This window comes from uncultured Sphingomonas sp. (assembly GCF_946477935.1).
In the GTDB taxonomy this organism is placed as follows: Bacteria; Pseudomonadota; Alphaproteobacteria; order Sphingomonadales; family Sphingomonadaceae; genus Sphingomonas.
The window spans coordinates 1-16,165 of sequence record NZ_CAMLAC010000072.1 but is presented as its reverse complement, the minus strand read 5'-3'; the positions used below and the strand labels follow the sequence as shown (position 1 = coordinate 16,165).

18 protein-coding genes are annotated in these 16,165 nt (G+C 68.0%); 6 read left to right on the top strand and 12 right to left on the bottom strand.

Going from position 1 to position 16,165, the window contains the following annotated elements; genetic code table 11:
* The 5 genes from Q0U08_RS09765 to Q0U08_RS09745 form a co-directional block, all read right to left on the bottom strand.
* The coding region (locus Q0U08_RS09765; protein ID WP_298091260.1) for a polyprenyl synthetase family protein at positions 1–603 on the bottom strand (603 nt) is incomplete at its 3' end.
* A gap of 2 nt (positions 604–605) precedes the next feature.
* Entirely contained in the window at positions 606–845 is a 240-nt protein-coding gene (locus Q0U08_RS09760) for an exodeoxyribonuclease VII small subunit (RefSeq protein WP_298091259.1), read from the bottom strand.
* A gap of 90 nt (positions 846–935) precedes the next feature.
* Positions 936–1,139 carry a hypothetical protein gene (locus Q0U08_RS09755; protein WP_298091258.1) on the bottom strand — a complete coding sequence of 68 codons (204 nt, stop codon included), beginning with the start codon at positions 1,137–1,139 and terminating at the stop codon, positions 936–938.
* Between the two features lie 141 nt (positions 1,140–1,280).
* Positions 1,281–3,605, bottom strand: coding sequence for an ATP-dependent Clp protease ATP-binding subunit ClpA (gene clpA, locus Q0U08_RS09750; protein ID WP_298091257.1), 2,325 nt, complete (start codon positions 3,603–3,605; stop codon positions 1,281–1,283).
* Between the two features lie 166 nt (positions 3,606–3,771).
* Positions 3,772–3,966 (bottom strand): DUF1192 domain-containing protein, encoded by a 195-nt coding sequence (locus tag Q0U08_RS09745; RefSeq protein ID WP_298091256.1) that lies wholly within the window; start codon positions 3,964–3,966, stop codon positions 3,772–3,774.
* 75 nt (positions 3,967–4,041) lie between these two features.
* Between Q0U08_RS09745 and Q0U08_RS09740 the strand changes: the two genes are divergently transcribed.
* Positions 4,042–5,043, top strand: a complete 1,002-nt coding sequence (locus tag Q0U08_RS09740; protein ID WP_298091255.1) for an NAD(P)H-quinone oxidoreductase — start codon at positions 4,042–4,044, stop codon at positions 5,041–5,043.
* Between the two features lie 114 nt (positions 5,044–5,157).
* Positions 5,158–5,829 carry a DUF1013 domain-containing protein gene (locus Q0U08_RS09735; RefSeq protein WP_298091254.1) on the top strand — a complete coding sequence of 224 codons (672 nt, stop codon included), beginning with the start codon at positions 5,158–5,160 and terminating at the stop codon, positions 5,827–5,829.
* 68 nt (positions 5,830–5,897) lie between these two features.
* On the opposite strand, the gene Q0U08_RS09730 is transcribed toward Q0U08_RS09735, so the two are convergent.
* From Q0U08_RS09730 to Q0U08_RS09720, 3 genes are read right to left on the bottom strand one after another with little or no spacing between them, the layout of a single operon-like run.
* Positions 5,898–6,914: an exo-alpha-sialidase gene (locus Q0U08_RS09730; RefSeq protein ID WP_298091253.1), complete on the bottom strand. Its 1,017-nt coding sequence runs from the start codon at positions 6,912–6,914 to the stop codon at positions 5,898–5,900.
* Between the two features lie 38 nt (positions 6,915–6,952).
* Positions 6,953–7,138, bottom strand: a complete 186-nt coding sequence (locus tag Q0U08_RS09725) for a CstA-like transporter-associated (seleno)protein (protein ID WP_298091251.1) — start codon at positions 7,136–7,138, stop codon at positions 6,953–6,955.
* Positions 7,135–9,180: a carbon starvation CstA family protein gene (locus Q0U08_RS09720; RefSeq protein WP_298091250.1), complete on the bottom strand. Its 2,046-nt coding sequence runs from the start codon at positions 9,178–9,180 to the stop codon at positions 7,135–7,137. The genes Q0U08_RS09725 and Q0U08_RS09720 overlap by 4 nt, the downstream gene beginning before the upstream one ends.
* Before the next feature lie 121 nt (positions 9,181–9,301).
* Here Q0U08_RS09720 and Q0U08_RS09715 point away from each other — a divergent pair, with 121 nt between their 5' ends.
* Complete coding sequence (locus Q0U08_RS09715) at positions 9,302–9,889, top strand: NADPH-dependent FMN reductase (protein WP_298091248.1); 588 nt, start codon at positions 9,302–9,304, stop codon at positions 9,887–9,889.
* Between the two features lie 165 nt (positions 9,890–10,054).
* On the opposite strand, the gene Q0U08_RS09710 is transcribed toward Q0U08_RS09715, so the two are convergent.
* Together Q0U08_RS09710 and Q0U08_RS09705 are read right to left on the bottom strand one after the other, a co-directional pair.
* A complete protein-coding gene (locus Q0U08_RS09710) occupies positions 10,055–10,729 on the bottom strand; it encodes a thymidylate kinase (RefSeq protein WP_298091246.1) in 675 nt (224 codons plus the stop codon).
* Between the two features lie 4 nt (positions 10,730–10,733).
* On the bottom strand, positions 10,734–11,012 hold the full coding sequence (locus Q0U08_RS09705; RefSeq protein WP_298091245.1) for a chorismate mutase: 279 nt from the start codon (positions 11,010–11,012) through the stop codon (positions 10,734–10,736).
* Between the two features lie 120 nt (positions 11,013–11,132).
* Between Q0U08_RS09705 and Q0U08_RS09700 the strand changes: the two genes are divergently transcribed.
* The 3 genes from Q0U08_RS09700 to Q0U08_RS09690 are packed head-to-tail and all read left to right on the top strand — an operon-like array spanning position 11,133 to position 14,913.
* Entirely contained in the window at positions 11,133–12,143 is a 1,011-nt protein-coding gene (locus Q0U08_RS09700; RefSeq protein WP_298091261.1) for a polyprenyl synthetase family protein, read from the top strand.
* Between the two features lie 25 nt (positions 12,144–12,168).
* Positions 12,169–14,619 carry an ATP-dependent helicase HrpB gene (gene hrpB / locus Q0U08_RS09695; RefSeq protein ID WP_298091243.1) on the top strand — a complete coding sequence of 817 codons (2,451 nt, stop codon included), beginning with the start codon at positions 12,169–12,171 and terminating at the stop codon, positions 14,617–14,619.
* Between the two features lie 12 nt (positions 14,620–14,631).
* Positions 14,632–14,913, top strand: coding sequence for an ETC complex I subunit (locus Q0U08_RS09690; RefSeq protein ID WP_298091241.1), 282 nt, complete (start codon positions 14,632–14,634; stop codon positions 14,911–14,913).
* Between the two features lie 16 nt (positions 14,914–14,929).
* Here Q0U08_RS09690 and Q0U08_RS09685 read toward each other — a convergent pair whose 3' ends face one another.
* Together Q0U08_RS09685 and Q0U08_RS09680 are read right to left on the bottom strand one after the other, a co-directional pair.
* Positions 14,930–15,430 carry an NUDIX hydrolase gene (locus Q0U08_RS09685; protein ID WP_298091240.1) on the bottom strand — a complete coding sequence of 167 codons (501 nt, stop codon included), beginning with the start codon at positions 15,428–15,430 and terminating at the stop codon, positions 14,930–14,932.
* Positions 15,427–16,095: a hypothetical protein gene (locus tag Q0U08_RS09680; protein WP_298091238.1), complete on the bottom strand. Its 669-nt coding sequence runs from the start codon at positions 16,093–16,095 to the stop codon at positions 15,427–15,429. Before Q0U08_RS09680 ends, Q0U08_RS09685 begins: the two co-directional genes overlap by 4 nt.
* Positions 16,096–16,165: the final 70 nt, after the last annotated feature.

Here is a 16,165-nt window from a genome sequence, read left to right as displayed (position 1 = left end):
GCCCAGAATCGCGCCCGCCTCCACCGCCGCGGTGATCAGCGCTCCGGTCTTCATCTGTTGCAGGCGAGTGACCGTGTTCAGGTCGAAATCATCCGTCTCCGCTTCCAGGTCCATCGCTTGTCCGCCCGCCATACCCGAGGGACCGGACGCACGCGCCAGGTCCAGGATCAGCTCGGCACGGACAAGTGCCTCAGGATGGGTTTCCGGCTCGGCCAATATCTCAAAGGCCAGCGCATGCAGACAGTCGCCCGCCAGAATCGCCGTCGCCTCGTCGAACGCCTTGTGCACCGTGGGCTTGCCGCGGCGCATATCGTCGTCGTCCATTGCCGGCAGGTCGTCATGGATCAGCGAATAGACGTGGATCGCCTCCAGCGCAGTGGCGACACGCCCCGCACGGTCCCGGTCCACGTTGAACAACGCGGCGGTGGCGAACACCAGCAGCGGGCGCAGCCGCTTGCCCCCACCGATCGCGGCATGGCGCATCGCCCTGTACAGCGGCGCGCGCGGATCGTCCGGCACCTCCAGCAGTGCGTCGAAGCGTGCATCGATCTCGGCTGCGACATCGGCCAGCGCATCGTTCAGCATCACCGTGGCGGTCGCCATGCTCAGCCCGCCGCGAAGGGGCGGGTGGCGGTCGGCTTACCTTCGGCATCCAGGCGGATCGCCTCGATCCGGGCCTGCGCCGCATCGAGCCGCTCGGCGCAACGTGCGCGCAGCCGATCGCCGCGCTCATACAGGCGGATCGATTCGTCCAGGCTCGCCTCGCCGCTTTCCAGACGGCCGACGATCCGCTCCAGCTCCTTCAGCGCATCCTCAAACGACAGGTCTTCGATCGGAGTATCCATGTCGCCTGCTATGGGCCAGCCGGGCAGGGGAGGCAAGGCGAGCGGGTGGGATAAGCCGCCGATCCGGGTGGCAAACGCCCCGTTTGCGGCCTAGCGCGCGTCGAGCGACCGTACCGTCCAGGTGTACAGGACGCGCACCCCGATCAGGCCGGTATCCAGCGCGGCCTGCATGCGGCGCGGTGCGGGATCGCTGCGGTCATGGGTCAACAGGCGGATATCGGCCGTCGGATGTCGCACGATCAGCCCCAGCACCAGCAGGGCAATAACCGCAGCAATGATCCGACGCTCGCGCATGATCGATCTCCTGCCACCCGGCGTATCGCCATCCCGGCGCGTTTTCAACTGCGCAGCCGGATTGGGTTGCGGCAAAGAAGAAGGCCCCGGCAGCCGGGAGTGCTGCCGGGGCCTGTCCGTCAGACCAATCGGCCGATGGCCTTACTTCGCGTCGATCGCCTCGGTGCGGCCGCCCTTCTTCTTCTGCTTCCGGGGCGCTGCCGGCTCGATCGCAAAGGACAGCGCGCCATCCTTCATCTTCACCGTCACCTCGCCGCCATGCACCAGCTTGCCGAACAACAGTTCCTCGGCCAGCGGCTGCTTGATCTTTTCCTGGATCAAACGGCCCATCGGGCGTGCGCCATACAGCTTGTCATAGCCCTTTTCGGTCAGCCAGCTCTTGGCCGCATCGTCCAGGCTGATGTGCACGCTGCGATCGGCCAGTTGCAGTTCCAGTTGCAGGATGAACTTGTCCACCACCCGCGCCACGACCTCGGGCGGCAGGTAGCCGAAGGGCACGATCGCATCCAGGCGGTTGCGGAACTCCGGCGTGAACATCCGCTGCACCGCCTGCTCGTCCTCACCCTCGCGGGTCAGGTTGCCAAAGCCCACCGTCTCGCGCGCCATGTCGGACGCGCCGGCGTTCGTCGTCATGATCAGGATGGTGTTACGGAAATCGACCGTCTTGCCGTGGTGGTCGGTCAGCTTGCCGTTATCCATCACCTGCAACAGAATGTTGAACAGGTCGGGATGTGCCTTCTCGATCTCGTCGAGCAGCAGCACAGAGTGCGGATTCTGGTCGACCGCATCGGTCAGCAGGCCGCCCTGGTCGTAACCGACATAACCCGGAGGCGCACCGATCAGCCGGCTGACCGAATGGCGCTCCATATATTCGGACATGTCGAACCGCTGGAGCGGAATGCCCAGGATCGCGGCAAGCTGCTTGGCGACCTCGGTCTTGCCGACACCGGTGGGGCCGGTGAACAGATAATTGCCGATCGGCTTGTCGGGGTCGCGAAGCCCTGCACGGCTCAGCTTGATCGCCGAGGACAGGTTCTCGATCGCCTTGTTCTGGCCGAACACGACGCGCTTCAGATCGGTTTCCAGCGTCTCCAGCACCTGCCGGTCGTCCGACGAGACCGACTTTGGCGGGATACGCGCCATGGTGGCGATCACCGCCTCGATCTCCTTGGGCGTGATCGTCTTCTTGCGCTTGGACGGCGGCACCAGCATCTGCATCGCGCCCACCTCGTCGATCACGTCGATCGCCTTGTCGGGCAGCTTGCGGTCGTTGATGTACCGCGCCGACAACTCCACCGCCGACTTGATCGCATCGGGCGTATACTTGACCGAATGATGCTCCTCGAACGCGGAGCGAAGCCCGGCGAGGATCTTGATCGTATCCTCGATCGTCGGCTCATTGACGTCGATCTTCTGGAACCGGCGCAGCAGCGCGCGATCCTTTTCGAAGTGGTTGCGAAACTCCTTATAGGTGGTCGAACCGATGCAGCGGATCGTGCCGCCCGACAGAGCGGGCTTCAGCAGGTTCGATGCGTCCATCGCGCCGCCACTGGTTGCACCGGCGCCGATCACGGTGTGGATCTCGTCGATGAACAGCACCGCATGCGGCATCTTCTCGAGCTCGTTCACGACCGCCTTCAGCCGCTCCTCGAAATCGCCGCGATAGCGCGTGCCGGCCAGCAGCGCGCCCATGTCGAGCGAGTAGATGACGGCCGGCTTCAGCACGTCGGGCACCTCGCCCTCGACGATCTTGCGCGCCAGACCTTCGGCGATCGCAGTCTTGCCGACGCCGGGATCGCCCACATAGAGCGGGTTGTTCTTCGACCGGCGGCACAGGATCTGCACGGTACGGTCCACCTCGGGTCCGCGCCCGATCAGCGGATCGACCTTGCCGTTCTTGGCCTTTTCGTTGAGGTCGACAGTGAACTGCTTGAGCGCGCTTTCCGTCTTGCCCTTTTCCGGCTGCGCCTTGGCGGGCTTTTCCTCTTCGGCCGCGCCCTTGGGGCTCGTCGTCTCGTTCGCCTGACCGCCCTTGCCGACGCCGTGGCTGATGAAGCTCACCGCATCCAGCCGGCTCATGTCCTGCTGCTGGAGGAAGTAGACCGCGTAGGATTCACGCTCGGAAAACAGCGCGACCAGGACGTTGGCGCCGGTCACCTCGTCGCGACCCGACGACTGGACGTGCAGGATGGCGCGCTGCACCACGCGCTGAAAGCCGCTGGTGGGCGACGGGTCGGTCGCCGCATCGACCTTCAGCGCGTCCAGCTCGGTGTCCAGATAATGCGCCACGGTGGCCTTCAGCTCGCCAAGGTCCACCTGGCATGCCTGCATCACCTTGGAGGCATGTTCATCGTCGATCAGCGCGAGCAGCAGATGCTCCAGCGTCGCATATTCGTGGCGCCGCGACGATGCGGCCTCCAGGGCCTTGTGCAGCGTGGTTTCCAGGGCGGGGGCGAAAGATGGCATCAGGGTACTCCAGTCGGGCACCCCGTCAGGGCATGCCCGTTGCACACTATGTCGGAACGCCGGAGGCCGGCATCAAGCATCCCGCCGCAATCCGCAGCCGAATCGATATCGTTCATCACGGCGTCGCACCGGCAGATGGCGTTGCGCCCGGCCGGTGCACCGCGCCTCATCGTTTGAACAAGGCCTCTGCATCGACGCGGTGGCGGCCGGCGCGCTGCATGTGATCGCGGGTCCGTGCCGCCTCGCGCTCCAGCGCCGCGATCCGGGCTTCCAGCTCGGCCAGCGACAGGGGATCAAGGTCCTGCTTTGCCAGCATGATCAGCGCATCGTCGCGTCGGGCAGGAGAGTCGCCGAGGTCCATGACGGGCGCAGCGTTGACCCGCCCGCCCGCGATGTCAATAACGGGCGCCGTCAATCAGGAATTGGGGGCGATCGAATGGCGCAGGTGCCAGAGATGATGACGGCGATCGACCCGGATGGGCATGGCGGGCCGGAGATACTCGTCCCCGTGACGCGCCCGGTGCCGCGGCCCGCCGCGGGCGAGGTGCTGATCCGCGTCGCCGCCGCCGGCGTCAACCGGCCGGATGTGGTGCAGCGTCAGGGCCAGTATCCCCCGCCGCCCGGTGCGCCCTCGATCCTCGGGCTGGAGGTCGCCGGCATCATCGTCGCGCTCGGCTCCGATGTCGACGATGCGCTGCTCGGCCAGCCGGTCTGCGCGCTGGTGGCGGGCGGCGGCTATGCCGAATATGTCGCGGTCTGCGCCGGCCAGTGCCTGCCCGTGCCGGACGGCCTGTCGATGGTCGAGGCGGCCGCGATCCCCGAGACGCTGTTCACCGTGTGGACCAACCTGTTCGAGCGCGCCTATGCGACGGAGGGGGACACGGTGCTGGTCCATGGCGGCACCAGCGGCATCGGCACCATGGCGATCCTGCTCGGCCGCATCTTCGGACTGACGGTGATCGTGACCGCAGGGTCCGACGAGAAATGCGCCGCCGCCCGCGTGTTGGGTGCGGCCCACGCGATCAACTACAAGCGCCAGGATTTCGTGGCCGAGGTGAAGGCGATCACCGCCGGCCAGGGGGTGCAGGCGGTACTCGACATGGTCGGCGGTGACTATGTGCCGCGCAACCTGCAATGCCTCGGCGACGATGGCCGCCACGTCTCGATCGCGGTGCAGGGCGGGGCGGAGGCGACGATCCCCTTGTGGCAGGTGATGCGCCGCCGTCTGACGCTCACGGGCTCCACGCTGCGCGCTCGCGATGCCGCATTCAAGTCCCTGGTCGCCGACGAACTCGCACGCACCGTCTGGCCGCACGTCGCGGCCGGCAAGCTGCGTCCGGTGATCGACCGCATCTTCCCGCTGGCCGAGGCGGCGGCTGCCCACACGCGCATGGAGGCGGGCGATCATGTCGGCAAGATCGTGCTGACGGTCGGATAAGGGCGCGCGTTCCCTACGACACCTTGCCGAAATACCGCCACGGCATTAAGTCGGACGCATGGCAAGGCCGCTCCGGTGAGGGGCGGCCCTTTTATTTTCCGACGGAGTGACCCCGTGGCCCAGCCGCTCATGCCCCATGCGACCGCCTCCTGGCTGGTCGACAACACGTCGCTCTCCTTCGAGCAGATCGCCGATTTCTGCGGCCTCCACATTCTGGAAGTGCAGGCGATCGCCGACGACACCGCCGCCACCAAGCTGACCGGCCGCGACCCGGTCCGCGCGCACGAGGTGACGCAGGACGAGATCGACAAGGGCCAGAAGAACCCCGACTATCGCCTGAGGATGACCAAGGGCCCGGAGCAGGTCCGCCGCACCAAGGGGCCACGCTACACGCCGGTCAGCAAGCGGCAGGACAAGCCGGACGGCATCGCCTGGATCATCCGCAACCATCCGGAAATCTCGGACGGCGCGATCTCCAACCTGATCGGCACGACGCGCACCACCATTGCCGCGATCCGCGATCGCAGCCACTGGAACATCGCCAACATCACGCCAAAGGATCCGGTGACGCTGGGCCTGACCACGCAGCGCGAACTGGACACCGCCGTTTCCAAGGCGGGTAAGGCCACCGGTGCCGAGCCTGCGCCGACCGACACCCGTCTGGAGGGCGACCGCGAGGCCCTGATCGCCAGCCTGCGCGCCGAACGTGCGCAGCAGGAGCGCGACGCCGACGGCACCGGCCGCAGCGACGAGATCACCGACCCGCACGCACTGTTCCGCAACTGATCAGCGGTTTCAGCCAAGCTGATTGAAAAGGGGCATTGCCGGTTCGCGGCGGTGCCCCTTTTTTCGTGTTAGCGGAGCCGCCGCGGGTCGATCACCACATGGCGGATATGCGTGCGGTTGTGTGTGTAGGTCACATGCACCATCCCGTCGCGCGTCTGGATCACCGCCGGATAGGCATAGCCGTCCGGCACGGGCTCGCTTTCCAGCGTCAGCACGTTTCGCCAATGCACCCCGTCGTCCGACAGCCCGATGTTCAGCGGCCAGCGATCCCCGTCGCCCGGCGTATCGGGGCGATGCGCGGCATGGTTGTAGACGATCAACTGCCGCCCGTCGCGCAAGGTCACCGCATCGGTGCCAGCATTGGGATTGGGCAGGTCGATCGCGGCGAGCGGCGACCAGCTTTTCCCGCCGTCGCGTGACCAGCTCATCGCCAGCGCACCCTGCCGCGTGCGCGCGACCAGCTCCAGCCGGCCGTCGCGGTGGGTCAGGATGCTCGGCTGGATCGCCTCGATATGCATGGGGGAGGCGATGCGCGCGCCCACCTGCCATGTCCGGCCCTTGTCCGCGCTTCGCTCGATGCGCAATGACCAGTAGTTATCGGTGGCGCTGCCCTCTTCGCGGCTCGACGGTGCCAGCCATGCACCGTCGGGCGCGATCACCGGCTTGTTCTTGATCGGCCCCAGCACGCCATCGGCCAGGCGTCGCGGCGTTGACCAGTGGCGGCCGCCATCGGCGGACGTGATCACCATCCCCCACCATGCGCGCGGGCTCGGCCCTACCTTGTAGAACAGGTGCAGATCGTCGCCCGGCGGCTGAAACAGCACCGGGTTCCAGGTAGGCTGGCCCTCACCGCGAGCGACCGCGACCGGGGTCGACCAGCCGTCCGCCCCGCGCCGCGCGAACCAGATCGCCACGTCGGGCCGGCTCTCGCCCGTGCCGCCGAACCATGATGCGGCCAGCGTGCCATCGGGCAGCTCGACCAGCGTGGAGGCATGCGCCTGTGGATAGGGTGCGGAGCGGTAGATGAACTCGCGCGCCCGGATCGGCGACGGCGCCCGGTCAGCCGCCGGCGTCGTCACGCTCACGCACGCCACCGCCATACAGGCGAGGCCGCGCCATCCCCTCAACAACACCGCCCGCCATTCTTGCCGCCATAGCGCGCTTCCTGCCGCTCGCGGAAGAACGCCACCTCGCTCATCGGCTCGGCATCGGGATGATGCTCGGCCATGTGGCGGCGGTAGGCGTCATAGCTGGGCACGCCGACCATCAGCCGCGCCGTCTCCGCCACCCGGGCGAGGAACGCGTTCATTCTGCCGCGACCAGCACCGGCGGCACCTCGGTGACGCTCGGCCGGTCGATGCGCCGCGCCGCGATGCAGGCGCGCACCGCATAGACGAAGATCGCCGCGACCACGCCCAGGAAGATCGCGCACAGGGCCGCATCGATGCGGTCGTTGAACACGATCCGCCCCATCTCCGCCATCGACTTGGCCGGTGCCAGCACCTCGCTCCGGCCGGCCGCCTCGGAAAACTTCGCCGCATGCGCCAGAAAGCCGACCCGCGGATCGCCCGAGAACAGCTTCAGCCACCCGGCCGATACCGTACAGGCGAGCAACCAGACGGTCGGCACCACCGTGATCCAGGCGAAGCGTTCGCGCTTCATCCGGAAGAGAACCACCGTCGCCAGCATCAGCGCCACCGCGGCCAGCATCTGGTTGGATATACCGAACAGCGGCCACAGCGTATTCACCCCGCCCAGCGGATCGGTCACGCCCTGGTACAGGAAAAAGCCCCAGGCCGCGACGCACAGGGCCGTCGCGATCAGCCCCGGCGCCACCGCGCTCGTCCCCCGGAAACGGGGCACCGCCAGTCCGATCAGGTCCTGCAACATGAAACGGCCCGCGCGCGTGCCGGCATCCACCGCCGTCAGGATGAACAGCGCTTCGAACAGGATGGCGAAGTGATACCAGAAGGCCTTCATCGCCTGCCCGCCGATCAGGTGGCTGAAGATCTCCGCCATCGCCACCGCCAGCGTCGGGGCGCCGCCCGCACGGCTGATGATCGTGGTCTCGCCCACGTCGCGCGCCACCTGCGTCAGTGCGTCGCCCGAGATGGGAAAGCCCATCGCCGTCACCGCCGCCGCCGCGCTCGCCGGATCGGTGCCCAGCACCGCGGCGGGCGCGTTCATCGCGAAATACACGCCGGGGTCGAGGATCGATGCGGCAACCAGCGCCATGATCGCCACCGCGCTTTCCATCAGCATCGCGCCATATCCGATGAACGGCGCATGCGCCTCGCTGGCGATCAGCTTGGGCGTGGTGCCGCTGGCGATCAGCGCGTGGAAGCCGGAGACGGCACCGCAGGCGATGGTGATGAACAGGAACGGGAACAGGCTGCCCGCCCAGACCGGGCCGGAGCCGTCGACGAACTGGGTCAGTGCCGGCATGCGCAGCGGTGGCGCCATCACGACGATGCCGATTGCCAATGCCGCGATCGCGCCGATCTTGAGAAAGGTCGACAGATAGTCACGTGGCGCCAGCAGCAGCCAGACCGGCAGCACGGAGGCGACCGCGCCATATCCGATCAGGATGAAGCACAGTTGCACCGGCGTGAAGGTGAACAGCGGCGCCAGCGTCGGTGACAGGGCGATCGACTGGCCGAAGATGATCGCCGCGATCAGCCCGATAAAGCCGATGATCGACACCTCGCCGATCTTTCCGGGCCGTATCCAGCGGGTATAGCCGCCCATCAGCATCGCCAGCGGAATGGTCGCGGCGACGGTGAACATGCCCCAGGGGCTTTCCGCCAGCGCGCGCACCACGATCAGGGCCAGCACCGCCAGGATGATGACCATGATCATGAACGCGCCGAACAGCGCCACCGTGCCGGCGACCGCCCCCATTTCCATGCGGATCAGCTCGCCCAGCGAGCGCCCGTCGCGTCGCATCGAGATGAACAGCACCAGGAAATCCTGTACCGCCCCCGCCAGCACCACGCCGGCCAGGATCCACAGCGTGCCGGGTAGATAGCCCATCTGCGCCGCCAACACCGGCCCGACCAGTGGCCCCGCGCCTGCGATCGCCGCAAAATGGTGGCCGAACAGCACGGTCCGGTCGGTCGCCACATAATCCAGCCCGTCCGCGCGCCGTACCGCAGGGGTCGGCCGCGACGGATCGATGCCGATCACCCGCGCGATGAACAGTGCGTAATAGCGATAGGCGATCAAATAGACCGACACCGCGGCCGCCACGATCCAGAGCGCGCTGATCGGCTCGCCACGCACGCTGGCGACCACGGCAAGCGCACCGGCGCCACCCAGCGCCAGTGCGATCCAGGGGAGATGCTTTACCATGGCGCCATGTTCTAGACGCGCGACGCGGCATTGCCAGAGCCGTCCCATGAAAATGTTTGCAGCCGCCCCTTTTTCAATATTCTGCTTGCCCCGGCGGGGTCTGCCGGGCTGAAAGGCGGGCATGGCAACATCCGCACCTCTCGTCGTCGGTATCGGCGGCACGATCGGCAGCGTCTCCTCGACCGAGCGTGCCCTGCGCATCGCGGTGGAGGCGGCCGGGGCGGAGGGGTTTCGCACCCGCGTGTTCGGCGGCGCCGATCTCGCCCGCCTGCCGCTCTACGATCCGCGTGCGGCTAAGCGCACGACGGAGGAGCGGGAGTTCGTCGCAACCGTTCGCCAGGCCTCGGCGGTCATCATCGCCAGCCCGGGTTATCATGGCAGCATCTCCGGCGTGGTGAAGAACGCCCTCGATCTGCTCGAGGAAACCGCGCGCGACGCGCGGCCTTATCTGGCCGATATGCCGGTCGGCCTGATCGCCACCGCCTATGGCTGGCAGGCGACGGGATCCACGATCGCGGCGTTGCGCTCGATCGTCCATGCGCTGCGCGGCTGGCCGACGCCGTTCGCGGCGGCGATCAACAGCCAGCTTACCAAGTTCGATGAAGAGGGCAGCGCCAGCGAGCCGGCCGTGGTCGATCAACTGCGCCTGGTCGGCCGCCAGGTCGCCCGCTTCGCGCCACTCGCCGGAACGGTTGAGTCGAAGACGTGAGGGAGATGATGCCCCCGCCTCCACCCGCTCGTGCCGAGTAGCGGTCGATTAGGCTCGCAGAGCCGCATCGAGAACGCGTATCGAGGTACCGTCCCCGCGCGCGAGCCTGTCTCTCGATACGCGGCTTCGCGGCTACGCGAGGCAAACGGGGATGGAAATCAGATCCTAACCCTCCAGCCGCCCGATCACCGCCTCGGCAATCTCCGCCGCGATCGTCTCGGGCGGGCGCAGGGCGGCATGCGCCACGGTCTCCACCGTCATCCATTCACCCAGCATCGCCGCATCCGCCATTGCGGCATAATTCGCCCGAACCCGCGCCTGCAGGCCCAGATCGGCCTCATACGCATCATAGGTGTCGTCGGTGTAGCTGCGCCGCCGCTTCTGCGCGATCAGCGTGCGCGCCACCGCCAGCGGCGTATCCAGATAGACCGACAGATGCGGGGAGGGCAGGGCGAACTGCCCCGTCTCCAGCCGCGCGATCCACGCCATCAGCGCTTCCGCCTCGTCGTCGGGCACCTGTGCCGCCTGATACGCCATGTTGGACGCGATGTAGCGGTCGAACACCACGACCTCGTGGGCCGCCGCCATCTCCACCAGATGCGCCCGCGACTCGAACCGGTCGAGCGCATACAGCGTCGCGGCCGCCTGCGGGCTCACCGCACGCGGCAGGCGCTCCGCCAGATACTCCCCCAGCGCCCATCCGCCCACCGTGTCGGTATAACGCGGAAAGGACAGCGCACAGGCAGATACGCCCTGCGCGCCCAGTTGCGCCACCACCGCCGCGGTCGCAGTCGCCTTGCCGGCGCCGTCCGCCCCTTCGATCGCCAGCAGGAATGCCATGCGTTCAGCCCCGCAGCCGCTCATGGTGGCGGATCACCTCATCGATGATGAAGCGCAGGAACTTCTCCGAAAATTCCGGGTCGAGCTGGGCATCGGACGCCAGTTGGCGCAACCGCGCGATCTGTGCCTCCTCGCGTCCCGGATCGGCCGGAGGCAGGCCGTTTTCCGCCTTGTAGCGGCCAACCGCCTGCGTCACCTTGAACCGCTCGGCCAGCATGCACACCAGGGCGGCGTCGATATTGTCGATCGACTGGCGATAGCCCTTCAGCACGTCGTCAGGCATGATAGTCTCCTTGGCAGCACGCGGCGCCTCTTTGCGGGCGGCTTGCCGTCAGGGCAAGCAGGATCGGGCAAGAACACTTGCGTTCGCCCCCCGATGCCGTCACAGGCTGAACCCGTGTCCATGACCGCCACCGCCACCCGCCTCGCCCCGTCTGCGCCGTCGCTGGAGCCGATGGTCCAGCTCGTGTCGGCCGATCTCGATCGTGTGAACCAGGTGATCCTGGATCGCATGACCTCCGATATCCCGCTGATCCCGCAACTTGCCGGCCATCTGATCGCCGGGGGCGGCAAGCGTATGCGCCCGATGCTGACGCTCGCCAGCGCGCTGCTGCTGGGGTATCAGGGTACGCATCACCACGCACTCGCCGCTGCGGTGGAGTTCATCCACACGGCCACGCTGCTGCACGACGATGTTGTCGACGGGTCGGATTTGCGCCGTGGCCGCCGCACCGCCAACATCATCTGGGGCAATCCGGCGAGCGTCCTGGTCGGCGATTTCCTGTTCAGCCGCTCGTTCCAGTTGATGGTCGAGGCAGGCAGCCTGAAGGTGCTCGACATCCTGTCGAACGCCTCCGCGATCATCGCGGAGGGCGAGGTGAACCAGCTCACCGCCGCGCGACAGGTGACGCTGACCGAGGATCGCTACCTGACGATCATCGACGCCAAGACCGCCGCGCTGTTCGCCGCCGCCTGTCGCATCGCCGCAGTGGTTGCCGAGCGGCCGGAGGCGGAGGAACAGGCGCTCGATGCCTATGGCCGCAATCTCGGCATCGCCTTCCAGCTCGTCGACGACGCGATCGACTATGTCTCGGACGCCGGCACGATGGGCAAGGACGCGGGTGACGACTTCCGCGAGGGCAAGATGACGCTGCCCGTCATCCTCGCCTATGCGCGCGGGTCGGAGGAAGACAGCCGCTTCTGGAAGGATGCCGTCGAGGGTCGCCGCACCTCCGACGAGGATTTCGCCCATGCGATCGAACTCGTCCGCCGTACCAAGGCGGTGGACGATACGCTCGCCCGTGCGCGCCACTATGGCAGCCTCGCGATCGAGGCGATCGCCCGCTTCCCCGCCAGCCCGGCCAAGGCGGCGATGATCGAGGCGGTCGAATTCGCGGTCGCGCGCGCCTACTGATTTTTCGGCGGGGCAGGGCGCAGGCATGACGCTCCCGATCGATGCCGTTCTGCCGGACCTGCTCGCCGTGCTGGCAGAGGGGCGCAATGCCGTGCTGGTCGCGCCGCCCGGCGCCGGCAAGACCACCAGCGTCGCCCCCGCGCTCCTCGACCAGCCCTGGTGCGACGGCGAGATCCTGCTGCTTTCCCCCCGCCGTCTCGCCGCGCGTGCGGCCGCCGAGCGGATGGCGGCGATCGCGGGGGAGCCCGTCGGCCGCCGCTTCGGCTACGCCACCCGCATGGACAGCGCGACCAGCGCCGCCACCCGCGTCACCGTCATGACCGAGGGTATCTTCGTCGCCCGTATCCAGGCCGATCCCGAACTCACCGGCGTCTCCGCGGTGCTGTTCGACGAGGTACATGAGCGCAGCCTGGATGGTGACTTCGGCCTCGCCCTCGCGCTCGACGCCCAAACCGGCTTCCGCCCCGACCTGCGCCTCGTCGCCATGTCCGCCACCCTCGACGGCAGCCGCTTCGCCACCCTGATGGGCCACGCCCCCATCATCCAGAGCGAAGGTCGCAGCTTTCCGCTGACGCTACGCCATGTCGGTCGCGACCCGAACGCCCGCATCGAAGACGCGGTCGCCGCCACCATCCGCCGCGCCCTCGTCGAACAGGACGGCGGCATCCTCGCCTTCCTCCCCGGCGTCGGCGAGATCGAACGCGTCGCCGAACGCCTCGCCGCGCTTCCCGACACCATTGCCCTCCACCTCCTCCACGGCACCCTCGACCCCGCCGCCCAACGCGCCGCCATCCGCCCCGAACCCGGTGCCCGCCGCAAGGTCGTACTCGCGACCTCGATCGCGGAAACCAGCCTGACTCTCGACGGTATCCGCATCGTGGTCGACTCCGGCCTCGCCCGCCGCCCGCGCTACGATCGCGCCGCCGGCATGACGCGCCTGGTCACCGAACGCGCCAGCCAAGCGGCCGTCGTCCAGCGCGCCGGCCGCGCCGCCCGCCAGGGCCCCGGCACCGCCTACCGCCTATGGGAAGAAGCCGCCACCGCCGGCCTCCCGCGCTTTGACCCACCCGAGATCCTCGAAGCGGACCTCTCCGCTCTCTACCTCTCCACCGCGATCTGGGGCGTCGCCGACCCGCGCGACCTGAACTGGCTCGACGCCCCACCCGCATCCGCCGTCGTGGAAGCGCGCGCCCGCCTCACCACACTCGAAGCACTCGACGATACCGGCCGCCCGACAGCGCACGGCCGCGCCATCGCGCGCCTGCCCATGTCCCCGCGCCTCGCCCACATGCTGATCCGCGCCGCCGGCTACGGCGCCACCCCGCTGGCCGCCGAAGTCGCCGTCCTGCTCGGCGAACGTGGGCTCGGCGGCAACGATGTCGATCTCGACAACCGTCTGCGCCGCTGGCGCAGCGACCGCGGACCCAAGGCCAATGCCGCGCGCGCACTTGCAAAACGATGGTCTGGTTTGTCGATTCCCTCCCCACTGGAGCAACGCGCGGTCGAACCTACCCCGGCCCTTTGCCTCGCGCTCGCCTACCCCGATCGCATTGCGCGCCGTCGCGACCAGAGCGGCGAGCATTGGGCCTCGGCAGGCGGTCGCGGCTTCCGTCTCGATCCGGCATCACCGCTTGCCACTGCCGAATGGCTCGCGGCCGGCGAAACGCAGGGCGCGGCCTCCGGCGCGCGGATCCTCTCCGCTGCGGTGATCGATCAGCCGACGGTCGAAGCGCTCTTTGCCGATCGCATCGAAGTCCGCCGCACCGCGATCTTCGACCCAGCGACAGGCAGCGTACAGCCGCAACGGGAGCGCCGTCTCGGCGCATTGCGGCTATCGAGTGGTCCCGATTCGAACGCTGACCCCGCCATCATCGCCGATGCGCTGTTGGAGGGGGTGCGTACCCACGGCCTCGATCGGCTGCCATGGTCGGACGGCGCCCGCGCCTATCAGGCGCGCGCCGCCTATGCCGGCATCGCACTGGATGATGAGACGCTGCGTACCCGGCTGGACGAATGGCTCCCGCCGCTGCTGGAAAACCGCCGCCGCCTCGATGCGATCCCGCCGGGTGCGCTGACCGAGGCGATCCGCCATCTGCTCGATTGGGAGGAGCAGCGCCGGGTCGATGCGATGGCGCCGGCGCAGTTTACCAGTCCTGCTGGTAGTGCGCATGCGATCGAGTATGGGGCGGAGGGTGGGCCGAGGGTCGAGTTGCGGGTGCAGGCGTTGTTCGGGTTGGCCGAGCATCCGGTGATCGGTCGCGACCGCGTGCCGCTGGTCCTCAGCCTGACCTCGCCGGCGGGCCGGCCGATCCAGACGACGCGTGATCTGCCCGGGTTTTGGGCGGGGAGCTGGGCGGCGGTCGCCAAGGAGATGCGCGGCCGCTACCCACGTCATCCCTGGCCGGACGACCCGGCGGGTGCGGCCCCCACGCTGCGCACGAAAAAGGCGGATGCAAGAGCCGCCGGTTCGCGATAAGGAGACGCCATTATGGCCACTGCCCGTATCTTCAAGCGCCCCAAGAACGCCATGCAGTCCGGCAAAGCCCGGACCGATCATTGGCAACTCGAATTCGCTCCAGCCGAGGCCAAGAAGCCGGATCCGCTGACCGGCTGGGCCGGCAGCGGCGACACGCGTGACCAGGTACGCCTGTACTTTCCGACGCTGGAAGCCGCGGTCGCCTATTGTGAGCGCGAGGGGATCGATCATCACGTCGTCCCCACACCCACCGCGACGCTGAAGCTGCAGGCCTACGCCGACAACTTCCGTTAAGGCGGGGCGGGGCGGCTCAGGCCAGCCCCGCACCCAACACGTAAAGCAGCTTCGCGTCGATGCCCAATCCTTCGCCGCGCTTCTGCGCGATGAACGCAGGGACCTGGGCCAGCGCGACCCGGTGGACGGTGATGTTCTCGCCCTCATGCCCGCCACCGTCCGACACGCGCGTCAGCCCTGAGGCGCGGACGAGGTTGAATCCTTCGGACGACATGCCCGGCGACGAGTAGAAGAAGCCGAGATCCTCGACATGGTCGGGCCGGTAGCCGGTTTCCTCCTCCAGCTCGCGCGCCGCGGCGTCGGTCATGGCTTCGTCCGCATCCTCGTCTCCGACAAGCCCGGCGGGAAGCTCCAGACAGGCTCGGCCGAGCGGGACGCGGTGCTGCTCGACGAGGATCAGGTGCCCCTCATGGACGGCGACGATCACCGCGGCGCCGATGCCGCCACGTCGCGCGACATATTCCCACGTGCCCTCCTTGTGGGCGGCGAGATATTTTCCTTCCCAGACGACCGTCACAGCTCGATCAACCTGTCGGGCAATTCGTTCACGTCATTCTCCTTGGAAGGCAGGCGTTCGGCCAGAATCGCGCCGACCCGCTCGACGGCGGCGATGATGCCGTCCGCCGGCCGCCCCGTCCGCATCGCGGCGAGCAGCGGTGCCAGCGCTTCCCCCCAGCATTCGGGCGAGACATGGTCGTGGATCGCGGCATCGGCGATGATTTCGGCCCGGTGTTCCTCGGCGGAAACATAGAGCAGAACGCCGGTACGGCCGGTGGTGCGCTTCTCCGCCCCTGCGCGGAACAGGGCCAGCGCGCGGGCATGGACGCGACGGGCCTTGGTGCGGCCGGGGGTCAGCGCCAGCCGCAGCGGTTGCCACGCCAGCAGCAGCCGTGCGGCCAGAAAGGTCAGCGTCGCCAGCACCAGCGCGATCAGCATCAGCGTGCGCGGCGCGGGTGCATCGTCCCAGGGCTGGAAGGTGGCGTGCACCGCCTCCACCATGCCCGGCACGCTGGCGAGCAGCGCGAGCATCAGCAGCAGGGCCAGTACCGACCATTGCAGGGCCGCGTCATGATAGGCGTCCGATCGGCGCGCCAGCACCGTCACGATCTCGCCCGCGGTATTCGCCTCCGCCCGGGCGACCGCCTCGGCGACCCGTACGTGATCCGTATCGCTCAACCGCATCACCACCTCCCCGATGCGCCGCCGCCGCCGCCCGATCGTTCAGGCCAGCGCCTGCATGATGTCACGCAGG